The sequence below is a fragment of the Bacillus sp. BC05(2025) genome (genome assembly GCF_056725905.1).
In genome coordinates this window covers 150,179-164,312 of record NZ_JBWYRA010000003.1, presented here as the reverse complement: position 1 = coordinate 164,312, position 14,134 = coordinate 150,179, and the positions used below count along the sequence as shown (strand labels likewise).

Below are 14,134 nucleotides of genomic sequence, written 5' to 3'. Positions count from 1 at the left end.
TCTCCCCCTTCTACACTATAATACACTAAAATATCTTGCCTCAGGGTGAGAAAATACCATAGCCGTTACAGATGCTTCTGGCTCCATCATAAATCCTTCCGTTAATGAAATACCTATTTCTTCTGGATGAATAAGTCGAAATAATTTTTCTTGATCCGCGAGTTCTGGACATGCTGGATAACCGAAGGACACGCGTATTCCTCTATATTTCGTGCGGAAACGTTCTTCCATTGTCAGTTCTGGTGAATCTGGAATACCCCAGCGATCCCGAATAAGCATATGTGTTTTTTCAGCAAGTCCTTCTGCTAGTTCAAGTGCTAACGATTGAATGGCATGACTGCGTAAGTAATCCCCCTTCGCTTTCCACTCTTCAGCAATGTCCCGAACGCCTTCCCCAACTGTAACAGATAGGAAAGCAACATAGTCCATTTCATCTCCAACTGGGCGTAAATAATCACCTAAAGTACGATATGGTGCTTTTCCTTGTCTTGGGAATGTGAAACGTTCTATAACACGCGTATGATCTTCTGGATCATATATTACAATATTTTGTCCGTCACTTTGCGCTGGGAAAAATTGATACACCGCTTTCGGTTTTAACCAAGATTGTCCTTCCTGCAATAATTCGTCTATTAAATCATTTAATTCATGTGCTCTTTTATCTCCCTCTCGCAAAAGCTTCTTCACACTTCCTTTTAATCCAAGGTGATGTCCAAGTAGCATTTGTCTATTTAAAAATGGAGCGAGATGAAGGGCTGGAATATCGCGTAATACGATTCGTTTTGTTGAATCAGGTATCATTACCTCGGCCTTCGGTAATGGTTCAATGAATGCTGGAATTTCTACTTTCTTCTCTTCTTTTGTTACAATATGAAGATGACGTTCTTTCTTATCTTGTTTCATCTTCTCTCTCTCTTCTTCTTTTTGAAGCTTATTAATAATGTCAAGCCCCGTCATCGCATCACTTGCATAACATACGAGCCCTTTATAGGATGGCGAAATACGATTATCTGTAAACTTTCTTGTTAACGCTGCCCCGCCTACAACAATTGGAATATCAATATCCGCTGCTTTTAAATCTTCAGCAGTCGTTACCATCTGTTGCGCTGATTTTACTAATAAACCAGAAAGCCCAATAATATCAGGCTTCTTTTCTTGTACTTCTTGCACAATTCGATCCGAGCGAACATTGATTCCTAAATTAATAATCTCATAGCCGTTATTCGCTAAAATAATTTCAACGAGATTTTTCCCAATATCATGTACGTCACCTTTAACAGTTGCTAGTAACACCTTCCCTTTTTTCGCACTATCGCTAGATTCCATATGTGGCTCTAAATAGCTTACGGCAGCTTTCATACTCTCAGCACTTTGCAATACTTCAGCAACGATCAACTCGTTATTATTAAATAATCGTCCGACCTCATCCATTCCTGTCATAAGTGGGCCATTAATAATATCCAAAGGCTTTCTTCCTTCTGTAAGCGCAAGGCTTAAATCTTCTTGTAACCCTTGTTTTGTACCTTCTACAATGTAATTTGCTAGCCTTTCATCAAGAGTTAAAGTTTCTTGGATAACGATATCTTTCTTTTTTGCCGCGCGATAAAAGTTTGTAAATTCTTCTAACGTCTCTTGCGTCGTTTCAAAAAGTAATGCATCTGCAAGACGTTTTTCTTCCTCAGGAATTGACGCATATCGCTCTAATTTTTCCGTATTCACAATCGCGTAATCTAATCCTGCTTTCGTTGCATGATATAAAAAGACGGAATTTAATACTTCACGTCCAGCTGGTGGTAAACCAAATGATATGTTACTTACACCTAAAATCGTTAAACACTCTGGTAACGCTTCTTTAATAAGACGAATACCTTCTATCGTCGCTGCCGCCGAGCCAATATATTCTTCATCACCTGTACCTACAGGAAATACAAGTGCATCAAAAATAATATCTGACGGGCGTATGCCATATTTCGTCGTCAATAACTCATAACTTCTTTTCGCAATTTCGAGTTTTCGTTCTGCACTAACCGCCATACCGTCTTCATCGATTGTTCCAACTACAATTGCCGCACCATATTTACGCAGAAGCGGTGTCACTTTTTTAAATCGTTCTTCCCCATCTTCTAAATTAATTGAATTAATAACAGCTTTTCCTTGAATATAAGTAAGAGCTCGCTCCATCACATTTTCATCTGTTGAGTCAATCATAATCGGTACTTTTAACACTTTCGTAACTTCTGCCAAGAAGTTTTCCATATCTTCTATTTCATCCCGGTCCGGGTCTGCCATACAAATATCAATAACATGAGCATTTTTCTTCACTTGCGCTCTTGCGACTTCCGCAGCCTCTTCAAATTTCCCTTCTGCTACTAATCGTTTAAATTTACGTGACCCAATAACGTTTGTTCTTTCACCAACAAATAATGGTCTCATAGAGTCATCATATTGTAGTGCCTCTAATCCACTAACACCGTGCCCAGCTCTCTCGTGATGTTCACGCGGATTAAGAGACGCTAATGCAGATTTCATTGCTTTTATATGTTCTGGCGTTGTACCACAACAACCACCGATAATATTAACCCATCCTTCTTCAGCAAATCGCTTCACTTTTTCAGCTAGAGAAGATGGCGATTCATGATAATGTCCATCTTCATCAGGAAGACCTGCATTTGGATAACAAGAAATGTAACACTCCGACAAATCAGATAGGGAACGAATATGATCTCTCATAAACTCTGGACCAGTCGCACAGTTTAACCCAACAGATAATGGCTTCATATGTTCTACCGATAAGTAAAAAGCCTCAATTGTTTGCCCAGCCAGAGTCGTTCCCATCGGTTCAATTGTTCCCGAAATCATGATAGGTACAATTGTATTTAATTCTTCAAAAGCTGCTTGAATTCCAATATAAGCAGCCTTCACGTTACGCATATCTTGACTCGTCTCAACGAGTAATACATCAACTTCTCCCTTCAACAATCCTCTTGCCTGCCGTGTATAGGCTTCAATTAATTCTTCAAATGTTACACCACCAGTAACACTAATCGCTTTCGTTGTCGGCCCCATCGCTCCCGCAACGTATACTTCCTTCCCGCTTTCTCGGACCGCTTGCTTCGCTAAACGTGCTGCCTTCTCATTTAGTTCTTCATCTAAATGGGACAAATCATAATCACTTAATACAATATTTGTCGCCCCAAATGTATTTGTTTCAATAACATCCGCCCCAGCTTCAATATAAGCTTTATGAATCTTCAAAATGACATCAGGCCTTGTTTCTACTAAATATTCATTACAGCCTTCGTACTCTTCCCCTCCGAAATCTTCCGCAGTTAAGTCCTCTTGCTGGATCATTGTTCCCATTGCACCATCTAATATTAAGATGTTATTTTGTAATTTTTCCTCTATACTTTTCATCCATTAATACCTTCTTTCACTTCTTGCTTTTCTCTCACATATTTAACGAGGTGTTCTGTAATTTCATATTTTAGAAATGGTGTAATAAGATAAATGCCGTTAAAATATTTCATCGCCGCATCAATCAACTCTTGAGAAATGCGAATCCCTTCCTCAATTGCCGCTTCTTTCGTTTCATGTCCATCCATTCTCTCTCTTATCGCTTCAGGTAAAGTAATACCTGGCACCTCAAAATGAAGAAAATCTGCATTCCGTTTACTTATTAATGGCATAATCCCAATAAAAATAGGTTGTTCCAAATGCTTCGTCGCTTCATACACTTCTTCAATTAACGCAATATCATAAATTGGCTGCGTTAAGAAATATTCTGCTCCAGCATCTATTTTCCGTTCCATTCGCTTAACCGCTGCTTTTAAATGTCTTACATGCGGATTAAACGCACCTCCTACTGAAAACCTTGTTGCTGGACCTATTGATTTCCCTAAAATGGAGCGCCCATCGTTCATTTCTTTAATCATTTTAATGAGCTCAATAGAGGACAAATCATATACAGAAGTGGCACCTGGAAAATCACCAACGCGTGCTGGATCACCAGTTAAAGCTAACACTTCTTCCATGCCTAACGCTGATAATCCTAGTAAATGAGATTGTAATCCGATGACGTTATGGTCTCTACACGTTAAGTGCGTCAATACCGGAATATCGTGTTTCGTTAATAATGCACCCATTGCCATATTCGAAACGCGAGGCGATGCTAATGAATTATCTGCTAGAGTAATAGCATCTGCTCCAGCTCTTTTCAATGCCCTTGCGCCTTCAAAAAAACGCTGTGTATCTAACGTTTTCGGTGGATCTAATTCCACTACTACTGTCGTTTGTTTTTTTGCTTTCTCTGCTAAAGTAACATGCGCTTTTGAACGTTTCTCATGTGTATGAACTACTTTCGGTCTTTGAATTGTATCCTTCTCTATTACAGGCGTAACGTGTAAAGCAGCACGTTTCATACTTTCAATATGTTCTGGTGTAGTGCCACAACAACCACCTAATAATCGAATACCTTGTTCAATAAATTTCGGTGTCATCGCTTCGAAATAAGCTGGACTTCCCTCATATACGTAACGTCCCTCCACATAATTCGGGAGACCTGCATTGGGATATGCTGACAAATAACCATTTTGCGGGATCGATATCATTTTAAAAGCTTCCGTCATATGAAGTGGCCCTAGTTGACAGTTCAATCCAACAACATTTGCACCATAATCTAAAAGCTGTTTTAATATTTCATTTACATCATTTCCATTTTGAGTCGTACCTGCCTCATGTAACGCTAATTGAGCTACAATTGGAATATTCGTTTGTTTTCGTAACACCTGAACAGCATGAAGTAATTCAAACTCATCATAGAAAGTCTCTAATAGTAATCCATCAACCTGTTCTTCTAGTAAAGCACTTGCCTGCTCAAGTAGCATAAATTCTCTTTCCATATCAGTTGTCGTAACAGCTCCGATATGTTTCATACCACCGATTGTTCCTAAAATGGCATTTCTGTCTGTAACAGATGCTTTCGCCAGTTTGACTGCCGCTCTATTAATTTCAGTAACTTGATTTTCTAAACCATACATACGTAATTTCGCTTCATTTGCTCCGTACGTATTTGTTTGAATTACATCTGCCCCAGCAGCTACATATTGCTTATGAATCGATATAATTAAATCTGGATCAGATATATTCAATTCTTCAAAACTACTTTGCAAGCCATGTGAATGTAATAACGTTCCAACCGCACCATCACCTATTACAATTCCTTTTGATAATAAATCTAGTAATTTCACCAATCTCCCTCATTTCTATCAATATAAAAACCCCCTCTTCACTTTGAAGAGGGGGACATAATCGATCCTCCTCTTATTATGCAAAACACTCGTTTTGCAGGTATTAGCACCGTTTCAAACATTTCGTTTGAAGGTTGCCGGGTTTCACAGGGCCTTTCCCTCCACCGCTCTCAATAAGAGTTTGTCTTTATTATTTTATTTATGTAGCTAAAAGGAAATGCGTTCCCCTTTTAACAATGTTTGTTAATTTTTTAATAAATTTAGCACGCACAAATGCAAAAGTCAATGACACTTGCGGAAAAATAAAAATTATTTAAAATAAAGTTGCAATTCAATTATCTTTTGTTGTAAAGTTAAAAACATAATAAAATTTCATACAAACATTCTTATCTAGAGAGGTAGAGGGACTGGCCCTATGACGCCTCAGCAACCATTAACATTTGTTAATAAGGTGCTAATTCCAGCAAATTGTGAAAGATTTGACAGATGAGAAGAAGACTCTATTCAAACCGAAAGCCTTCTTCTTAGAAGGCTTTTTTTATTTTACCCCGCTATTTGAGGGCAGTAAGATTCCCAACTCAAAATTCAGCTGGAACAAAGAAGTTAGGTGGGGATCAACTGCCCGTAAAAGCCCGATTGGTGAGAGCTGATAATCAGTGGGGATGAATCCCTCACTGATTAAAGTTTCACTTTACATTCACTTAATTGTTAATTTAAAAAGGAGGAATTTTCACATGTCAACTATTGAAACAAAACTAGCACAAATCGGAAACCGAAGCGAAACTACAACAGGGACTGTTAATCCACCTGTTTATTTTTCAACTGCTTATCGTCACGAAGGAATTGGTAAATCGACTGGCTTTGACTATTCACGAACTGGCAATCCAACTCGCGGCCTGTTAGAGCAGGCAATTGCAGACTTAGAACACGGTGAACAAGGATATGCCTGTAGTTCAGGGATGGCAGCTGTTCTCCTCGTCCTGTCCCTATTCCGTTCTGGAGACGAACTTATTGTATCCGAAGATTTATACGGGGGCACTTATCGATTATTTTCTGAGCACGAAAAAAAGTGGAACGTTCGATGTAGATACGTAAATACACAGTCTATTAAACAAATTGAGCAAGCTATCACAACTGAAACGAAAGCTATTTTCATAGAAACTCCAACTAATCCATTAATGCAAGTTACTGATATTGCTGCTGTCGCAACTGTAGCGAAAAGACACGGACTACTTCTTATCGTAGACAACACATTCTACACGCCTTATATACAGCAGCCATTAACAGAAGGCGCGGACATTGTAATTCATAGCGCAACGAAATATTTAGGAGGACATAACGATGTACTAAGCGGACTTGTCGTTGCAAAGGGAAAGGAACTTTGTGAGGAAATCGCTCATTATCATAATGCATCAGGCGCGGTATTAAGCCCATTTGATTCATGGCTATTAATTCGTGGTATGAAAACGTTAGCGCTTCGCATGAGACAACATGAAGAAAATGCAAAAGCAGTTGTCGCTTATTTAAATGATGAAGACGGTGTGACAGATGTATTTTACCCTGGAAGAGGCGGCATGATCTCATTTCGTCTAAAAGATGAAACGTGGATTAATCCATTCCTACAATCTTTATCCTTAATTACATTTGCTGAAAGTCTCGGTGGTGTTGAAAGTTTAATGACATATCCGGCAACACAAACACACGCTGATATTCCTGAAGAAATTAGAACAGCAAACGGTGTATGTAATCGTCTTCTTCGATTTTCTGTCGGTATTGAAAATAGTAACGATTTAATTCAAGACTTACAGCAAGCCATTAAACTTGTGAAAGAAGGTGTAAGAATATGAGTTATTCTATAGATACACTTTTACTACACAACCAATATAAACATGACTCACAAACAGGAGCTGTTAACGTTCCCATTTATAATACATCAACATTCCACCAATTTGATGTAGATACGTTCGGGAAATATGACTATAGTCGATCTGGTAATCCAACTCGCGAAGCGCTTGAAGATATTATCGCTTTATTAGAAGGCGGAACAAAAGGGTTTGCATTCGCATCAGGAATTGCAGCGATTTCTACTGCATTCCTCCTCCTTTCACAAGGTGATCACGTACTCATTTCAGAAGACGTATACGGAGGGACTTATCGAATGATAACTGAAGTTCTCTCTCGTTACGGTGTGTCACATACATTTGTTGATATGACCAATTTAGAAGAAATAAAACAAAACATTAAGCCAAATACAAAGCTTTTTTATGTGGAAACACCCTCTAACCCACTTTTAAAAGTGACAGATATTCGTGCTGTTTCTAAACTTGCAAAATCTATTGACGCCCTTACTTTTGTTGATAATACATTTTTGACACCACTATTCCAGAAACCACTTGACCTTGGCGCCGATGTCGTTCTTCATAGTGCCACAAAATTCATTGCCGGTCATAGTGATGTTACTGCAGGATTAGCGGTTGTAAAAGATGCCGAACTCGCTCAAAAACTTGGATTTTTACAAAATGCATTCGGCGCTATTTTAGGTCCGCAAGATTGTTCTCTCGTACTTCGCGGTCTAAAAACATTGCATGTACGTCTTGAGCACTCAGCTACTAACGCCAATAAAATTGCACACTATTTACAAGAGCACAATAAAGTTCAAAACGTCTATTATCCTGGCTTACAAACACATCTGGGATTTAATATTCAACAATCTCAAGCTACATCAGCCGGAGCTGTCCTATCTTTCACTTTACAATCAGAAGACGCACTCCGCCAATTTTTATCAAAAGTTAAATTACCTGTCTTTGCAGTTAGTTTAGGAGCTGTCGAATCAATCCTTTCCTACCCAGCTAAAATGTCACATGCAGCACTATCGCAAGAAGCTCGTGATGAAAGAGGGATTTCGAATTCATTACTTCGGTTATCCGTCGGCCTTGAAAATGTTGGCGATTTAATATCCGATTTTGAAAATGCCCTTTCTTATGTAGAAGAACCTGTAAATGCATAGAGAGAAAAGAAGATATGAAATGAAGCTTTCATATCTTTTTTTATGCTGTTTCGTATAGTTCATAAAAAAACAAAAGAGCACCATCTATTTTCAAGCAATAAATTAATTGATATATTAAAAAATAAAAAGGGGCAAAAATAATGGATACTTGTGCAGATGTCTTAATCGTTATCGATTTACAAAATGGAGTATGTTATAGCGAAGAACATTTATTTGACTTACAAAACTTACTTACAAAAGTAAATAAAAGAATTTCTTCATACAGAGAATCAAATAAACCAATTCTTTTCGTTCAACATTGTGATGATGATTTAGTACCTGAAAAAGAACTTTGGGCTATTCATGGTGATTTAGATGTTCAAGAACGAGATTTTTTTGTAAGAAAAACACATGCCAATTCATTTTATAAGACAAACTTAAAAGAGGTTTTAGATCAATTATCTGTCCATCGTATTGAATTTTGTGGTGCCCAAACAGAGTATTGTATGGATGCTACGATTAAATTCGCTCATGGACTAGGATATACGAAAACTTCATGGTCCAGAAAGCAACCTCTACACTAAATAATCCATTTATGTCCGCAAAAGAGACAATTAACTTTTATGAGAATATATGGAACAACAGATTTTTAAAATTGATAAATAATGAAATCTAGAATACATAACTAATGTCTTGGTAATTCTAAGATTTATCAGCTATATTCGAACATTTCATTTTCACCATAAAGAAGCTGATTACATTCAGCTTCTTTTCTTTTAACCTGTTTTATATTCTATATATAACATTATAATTCCTTTGTCATATTATTTTAAAAATTTTGTATATTCATTTGAAAGAATAAGAAAATCGTGATAAAATTGTGTTACAAATATATCTATATCTTTCAATTTTTAAAACGCATCGAAATTTTCACCCAAAAATGTCATTTTACAAAACCGTGCTAATTCATCTACTTTATTTACATCAGGGTCTCTTTTCTTACAATTTCTTTACTTTAGGACTTTTTTTCTGCAACAACTGTTTCCTTTTCTTTAATTTTTTGGTATGTATAATATGGTATAACAGCTCACACGGAGGTGGAAAAGAACATGTTAGAAACCTTTCAAAAAGAAATTGAACTATATGAAAGCAATGCAGAATTATTGAAAGTACTTGCTCATCCTGTTCGCTTATGTATTGTAAAAGGATTAATTGAACGTGGTCCAAGCAACGTTTCTACAATGTACACTGGCTTAAACATGCCACAATCTACAATTTCACAGCATTTAGCAAAGTTAAAAAGCGCTAAAATCGTTTCAAGTGAAAGAAAAGGATTGGAAATTTATTACAAAGTAGAAAACGAGACAATTATTCAACTCGTTCGCGTATTATTAGGTTAGGGATTCATAAAAAGAGAAAAAGGACGTATTTTATATTTTTTATCTCATATCTTTAATATAAATATATATCATGAGAGGAAATATATGATGCTACATAATTAAAAAGTCGTATTAAAAAACAAGACACAGAAATATGCTGTGTCTTGTTTTTTTATATTTTCAAATACCGATCTAAGTGTAGCTGTTGCATATGTTTCGTATGTATAGCAACATCAAATGTACTCCCTAATCCCCCGCCCAAAATCATTGAACGCACTGCGCGATTTTGTTTTTGAGTTTCAGAAAAAGGATCCCGATCTTGATGATTCGTAAGTTGCTCTAATATTCCTGCTGCTAACAAAAACTCAGATTGCTTCTTATGCCATACTGTATGCATACCTTGCAGGCTAAACATCTCTTTCAGTTCGTCCCAATGAATATGAGTAGTAAGGTCCATTTCACCTGGATACGCTAAAGGATTACGAATTAACTTATGCTCGTAATAGCCTCGTAAACTTCCTTCTTTATGTGCAGGAAGCATCCATTCTTCTTTTGTATATCCATAATCAACTGTAATACATACACCTCGTTGAAACCATTTCGCAATTTCTTTTATATATTCTTCCATTGCAATCGGCACTTCAAAACGTTGGCCTTCAGCAAGATGAATATTATATTTCAATAAGTATCGACCAATTCGTTTATGTAACGGTCTACATACTTCCGCAAGCTTCCCTTCCTCTGTGTACGTAACACGTACTTCATACAATATTCCATTCCTCTTCTCAATTACTTCAACAGGAAATGCATCAAATAACTCATTCGAAAAAAGAATTCCTTCGAACGATTCCCCTATTTCATTATGCGATGTATAATATGACACATTAGAAAATGAACAAAGATTTTTCTGCTGTAATTTTCTATGAAAAGGGCTCATTTCAATCATTGAATAGTTTAAATCAATAAAGGTTTTCGGTGATAATTGCTTCCATTCTTGTAAAACATCATAGGCAAACTTCCCAGTTCCCCCACCAATCTCACAAATATGTGGAGCAACTTCACCATTTTCAACAAGACGAATAAAAAACTTAGCAAAAGTTTTTGCAAACACAGAGGATACATTACTACTTGTAAAAAAATCCCCTTGTCTTCCGATTTTTTCACGTTCTTTCATATAGTATCCATGTTCCTCTGCATATAATGCGAGGTTCATATATGTACTGTATGAAATTGAATAATCCTTTTCTTTTTCCATCCATTCTTTTAAAATGAGCTCCATCTCCATACTAGCTCCTTACTGTAAAAATGGATTATTTTCTTTTTCAAAACCAATGCTTGTTTCTGGACCATGTCCGCATAACACCGCTGTTTCATCAGGTAATACAAATAATTTCTCTTCAATACTTCCAATCAATTCTGCAAAACTTCCACCAGGTAAATCTGTTCTTCCAATACTCATTTGGAACAATACATCTCCAGAAAATACAGCATTCGCCTCTTTACAGTAATAAGAAATACTGCCTGGAGAATGTCCTGGTGTCTCAAAAATTTCAAAGTTAAATGAACCAATTGCTAATGCACCTTCTGCATCAATAATATGATCTGCTGGTTTTGCTGTAATGCTGCGATTCATCATAAAAATTTGAGAACCGTTTACAGTTGCATCGCCTAACCAATCTGCTTCTTCTTTATGTACATACACAGGAATATGAAAAGCGTCTCTTACCGCATCAACAGCACCAATATGATCAAAGTGAGCATGTGTTAATAAAACAGCCAGTGGCTTTAATTTTTCTTCTTGTAAATATGTAACGAGCTTCTCTCCTTCGTGACCAGGATCAAAGATAATACACTCATTTTGCTCATTCGTTAAAATATAAGCATTTGTTTGTAATGGGCCTAACGGCATTTGTATCCATTTCATATGAAAATCTCCTCCAATTATTAAACTTACTTTCAATGATACAACATTTTTTTCTCTTAGGAAAAGAAAGGATGCTATCTCGACAATCATTTTTAAAACATGTACAATATAAAAGAGTTAATATTCTAAAAACTCATATTTAGGAATGGGTAGACAGAGGAGGATATTGTATGGGCCTTGTTATTATTTTTGCACTAGTCACTCTGTTAGCTGTATTTGCTACGCTTAGAACACTTCGTGAAAAGAACTTTTTCGCAGGCGGCTTTGCAATTGCAACTGTACTCGTTTTCGGATGGTTTACAATTATGACTGTTCTATATAACGGGTACCCACCAGCAGCTTAATTCATTTACATTTTATTCTTCATCAAGATCTCACACAAAAAGAGGAAGGGGTTCCCCTTCCTCTTTTCATACTTCACAACTTATATCATCTTCGCTTCGTATTTGTGCTTTTTTACAAGCCAAGCTCCTCCGATAACACCTGCATCATTACCAAGTGTTGCAATCGCTAACTTCGTGCTCTTTACAGCACGTGAGAAAGCATATTGCTCAAAATAGCGTTGAATTGGTTCTAATAGTGCATCTCCAGCTTTAGAAACGCCTCCGCCAATAACGATTTTCTCTGGGTTCAACGTGCTAGAAAGGTTCGCTACAGCTAATCCTAAATAAGAAGCTACCTTTTCTACTACTTCGCCTGCTAGTTCATCACCTTGTCCATGTGCTTCAAATACGTCTTTTGATGTGATACGTCCTTCTTCTGCTAACATAGAACGTAGAATACTTTCTTTATCAGTTTCTTGTATTTTTTGCATAGCAACACGCACAATACCTGTTGCAGATGCTACAGTTTCTAGGCAACCAGACTTCCCGCAATTACATGGGAAAGCATTCTCTGTAACGACTGTAATGTGTCCGATTTCACCAGCAGCACCGCTTACGCCGTGTACAATCTCTCCATTGGCAATTACACCGCCACCAACACCAGTGCCAAGCGTCATACAAATTAAATCTTTTGCTCCTTCACCAGCACCTTTCCACATTTCACCAAGCGCTGCTAAGTTCGCATCATTATCAATAACAACAGGTAATCCTGTTTCTACTTCTAATAAATCTTTTAACGGATAGTTTTTCCATCCTAAGTTAACCGCTTCATAAATCATTCCAGACGCCACGTGTACAGGACCAGGAGCTCCCATACCAATACCGATTAACTTACTTTTTAATTCGCCTAACTCTTCTAACTTTTTATCAATAGCTTTCGCTACATCAAGTGTAATATGCTTTCCCTGCTCATTTGTATTCGTAGGGATTTCCCACTTATGTAAAATTTCACCGTACACATTAATAAATGCTAATTTAATAGTTGTACCACCAAGGTCAACACCAACTAACCATTTCTCTTCCATGTTGCTTACCTACCTTTATCTAATTCTTATTTAGCTCTTTTTGAATTTCTTGCTTCAATAAAAATAAAGCTGTTTGATAGTCTTGTGGATCGATTAGCTGTGATTGATTTAATTCACGCAATTCATCTTGCATTAATTGTAAATCTGCAATTCGATCACCCGTATAAATAATCGTACCAAATTTCTTTAGTAACTGCTGAATATCATAAATAGATACCATTTCATCACCCTCTATGCTCACTTACTATAAAAAATTATAATAAGAAAACGTTCACATATTTTATTATAATCAAGAAGAAAAAGTCTCGTCAATTTTTATTTGTCTATACAAGCCCATTTTTAACCATTGTTCCTTTTTCTGTAATAATTTTTTCTATATTTTTATCAAACGGCTCTAGTGGAATATGGTCTACCATTTGAAAACTATAGGCTAATGATAGCGTTTTCCCTTTGTAATGTACGAGATAACGATCATAATAGCCGCCGCCATATCCAATCCGTTCTCCTCGCTCTGTATAAGCTACGCCTGGCACGATTTGAAGATCAATTTCATCTGCATTCACTTCTTCCGTAAGCGCTGGAATTGGTTCACGTAAGTTCATATACACTGTTTCTAATTGATCAAAATTACTTATTTTCCTAAAGGACATTGTTCGTGTTTCTTTATTACACTTCGGAACAACAACTTTCTTTCCTTCTTCCCAAGCTTTTTCGATAATAGGATATGTATTTACTTCATTTTCCATTGAAAGGGTGATTCCAATTGTTTTAGCTTCAGCCCACTCTTTTTGTGCATACAACGAAAATGCAATTTGTTCTGATAAAGTTGTATACCGTTCTTCCGATAAAGAATTCATGTGCTCTATTATTTGTTTACGTAAACGTACTTTCTCTTCTCTCACACATTTTCCCCCTCACAGTGATACTTTGCTCTACGATGATAGTGTATCATTTTTAACAGAGGAATCGAATAAAAAAAGAAACAGTAGGAAAATATTCCTACTGCTTACTTTGTTTCACGGTGTAACGTAGACTTCTTGTCACGCTTGCAATACTTTTTAAGCTCGATACGCTCAGCGTTGTTACGTTTGTTTTTCTTTGAGATATAGTTACGATCTCCGCATTCTGTACATGCTAGAGTAATATTCACACGCATTCTTATTTCCCTCCAGTACTAATAACTTAAATCAG

12 protein-coding genes, 1 pseudogene and 2 riboswitches are annotated in these 14,134 nt (G+C 36.8%); of the genes and pseudogenes, 5 read left to right on the top strand and 8 right to left on the bottom strand.

From position 1 onward, the window contains the following. Positions 1-15: 15 nt before the first annotated feature. Both metH and ACZ76X_RS11470 read right to left on the bottom strand, forming a co-directional pair. Complete coding sequence (metH, locus tag ACZ76X_RS11475) at positions 16-3,414, bottom strand: methionine synthase (RefSeq protein ID WP_479850515.1); 3,399 nt, start codon at positions 3,412-3,414, stop codon at positions 16-18. Beyond that, on the bottom strand, positions 3,411-5,246 hold the full coding sequence (locus ACZ76X_RS11470; RefSeq protein ID WP_479850514.1) for a bifunctional homocysteine S-methyltransferase/methylenetetrahydrofolate reductase: 1,836 nt from the start codon (positions 5,244-5,246) through the stop codon (positions 3,411-3,413). The genes metH and ACZ76X_RS11470 overlap by 4 nt, the downstream gene beginning before the upstream one ends. Positions 5,247-5,316: 70 nt before the next feature. Next, positions 5,317-5,426: riboswitch (SAM riboswitch) on the bottom strand. A 203-nt stretch (positions 5,427-5,629) separates the two neighbouring features. Beyond that, positions 5,630-5,739, top strand: a riboswitch (SAM riboswitch). 241 nt (positions 5,740-5,980) lie between these two features. Here ACZ76X_RS11470 and metI point away from each other — a divergent pair. From metI to ACZ76X_RS11450, 4 genes and pseudogenes are all read left to right on the top strand, one after another. Beyond that, on the top strand, positions 5,981-7,093 hold the full coding sequence (gene metI / locus ACZ76X_RS11465; RefSeq protein WP_342715742.1) for a cystathionine gamma-synthase/O-acetylhomoserine thiolyase: 1,113 nt from the start codon (positions 5,981-5,983) through the stop codon (positions 7,091-7,093). Continuing rightward, positions 7,090-8,253, top strand: coding sequence for a cystathionine beta-lyase (gene metC, locus ACZ76X_RS11460; protein WP_479850513.1), 1,164 nt, complete (start codon positions 7,090-7,092; stop codon positions 8,251-8,253). The genes metI and metC overlap by 4 nt, the downstream gene beginning before the upstream one ends. 140 nt (positions 8,254-8,393) lie before the next feature. Beyond that, a pseudogene (locus ACZ76X_RS11455) lies at positions 8,394-8,908 on the top strand (cysteine hydrolase family protein). Between the two features lie 433 nt (positions 8,909-9,341). Further along, complete coding sequence (locus ACZ76X_RS11450; protein ID WP_000894375.1) at positions 9,342-9,632, top strand: ArsR/SmtB family transcription factor; 291 nt, start codon at positions 9,342-9,344, stop codon at positions 9,630-9,632. A gap of 151 nt (positions 9,633-9,783) precedes the next feature. Here the strand turns inward: ACZ76X_RS11450 and ACZ76X_RS11445 are convergent, their stop codons facing one another. Then, positions 9,784-10,896, bottom strand: coding sequence for a class I SAM-dependent methyltransferase (locus tag ACZ76X_RS11445; protein ID WP_479850512.1), 1,113 nt, complete (start codon positions 10,894-10,896; stop codon positions 9,784-9,786). A 9-nt stretch (positions 10,897-10,905) separates the two neighbouring features. Beyond that, positions 10,906-11,535 carry an MBL fold metallo-hydrolase gene (locus ACZ76X_RS11440; RefSeq protein WP_479850511.1) on the bottom strand — a complete coding sequence of 210 codons (630 nt, stop codon included), beginning with the start codon at positions 11,533-11,535 and terminating at the stop codon, positions 10,906-10,908. 170 nt (positions 11,536-11,705) lie between these two features. On the opposite strand from ACZ76X_RS11440, the gene ACZ76X_RS11435 reads away from it, so the two are divergent. Next, entirely contained in the window at positions 11,706-11,879 is a 174-nt protein-coding gene (locus ACZ76X_RS11435) for a DUF2759 domain-containing protein (RefSeq protein WP_000524846.1), read from the top strand. An 80-nt stretch (positions 11,880-11,959) separates the two neighbouring features. On the opposite strand, the gene glcK is transcribed toward ACZ76X_RS11435, so the two are convergent. The 4 genes from glcK to rpmG all read right to left on the bottom strand — a co-directional run bounded on the left by glcK (position 11,960) and on the right by rpmG (position 14,099). Next, complete coding sequence (glcK, locus tag ACZ76X_RS11430) at positions 11,960-12,943, bottom strand: glucokinase (protein WP_000391706.1); 984 nt, start codon at positions 12,941-12,943, stop codon at positions 11,960-11,962. Between the two features lie 19 nt (positions 12,944-12,962). Next, positions 12,963-13,163, bottom strand: a complete 201-nt coding sequence (locus ACZ76X_RS11425) for a YqgQ family protein (protein WP_000253699.1) — start codon at positions 13,161-13,163, stop codon at positions 12,963-12,965. A gap of 103 nt (positions 13,164-13,266) precedes the next feature. After that, on the bottom strand, positions 13,267-13,845 hold the full coding sequence (locus tag ACZ76X_RS11420) for a 5-formyltetrahydrofolate cyclo-ligase (protein WP_479850510.1): 579 nt from the start codon (positions 13,843-13,845) through the stop codon (positions 13,267-13,269). A 104-nt stretch (positions 13,846-13,949) separates the two neighbouring features. Next, the gene (gene rpmG, locus ACZ76X_RS11415; RefSeq protein WP_001265616.1) at positions 13,950-14,099 is read right to left on the bottom strand and encodes a 50S ribosomal protein L33; all 150 of its coding nucleotides are present in this window, start codon (positions 14,097-14,099) and stop codon (positions 13,950-13,952) included. Between the last annotated feature and the right edge of the window lie 35 nt (positions 14,100-14,134).

Excerpts from the sequence above, each read along its gene's own strand:
- metH (WP_479850515.1), bottom strand. The coding sequence starts at position 3,414 with ATGAAAAGTATAGAGGAAAAATTACAAAATAACATCTTAATATTAGAT.
- metI (WP_342715742.1), top strand. The coding sequence starts at position 5,981 with ATGTCAACTATTGAAACAAAACTAGCACAAATCGGAAACCGAAGCGAA.
- metC (WP_479850513.1), top strand. The coding sequence starts at position 7,090 with ATGAGTTATTCTATAGATACACTTTTACTACACAACCAATATAAACAT.
- ACZ76X_RS11450 (WP_000894375.1), top strand. The coding sequence starts at position 9,342 with ATGTTAGAAACCTTTCAAAAAGAAATTGAACTATATGAAAGCAATGCA.
- ACZ76X_RS11445 (WP_479850512.1), bottom strand. The coding sequence starts at position 10,896 with ATGGAGATGGAGCTCATTTTAAAAGAATGGATGGAAAAAGAAAAGGAT.
- ACZ76X_RS11440 (WP_479850511.1), bottom strand. The coding sequence starts at position 11,535 with ATGAAATGGATACAAATGCCGTTAGGCCCATTACAAACAAATGCTTAT.
- ACZ76X_RS11435 (WP_000524846.1), top strand. The coding sequence starts at position 11,706 with ATGGGCCTTGTTATTATTTTTGCACTAGTCACTCTGTTAGCTGTATTT.
- glcK (WP_000391706.1), bottom strand. The coding sequence starts at position 12,943 with ATGGAAGAGAAATGGTTAGTTGGTGTTGACCTTGGTGGTACAACTATT.
- ACZ76X_RS11425 (WP_000253699.1), bottom strand. The coding sequence starts at position 13,163 with ATGGTATCTATTTATGATATTCAGCAGTTACTAAAGAAATTTGGTACG.
- rpmG (WP_001265616.1), bottom strand. The coding sequence starts at position 14,099 with ATGCGTGTGAATATTACTCTAGCATGTACAGAATGCGGAGATCGTAAC.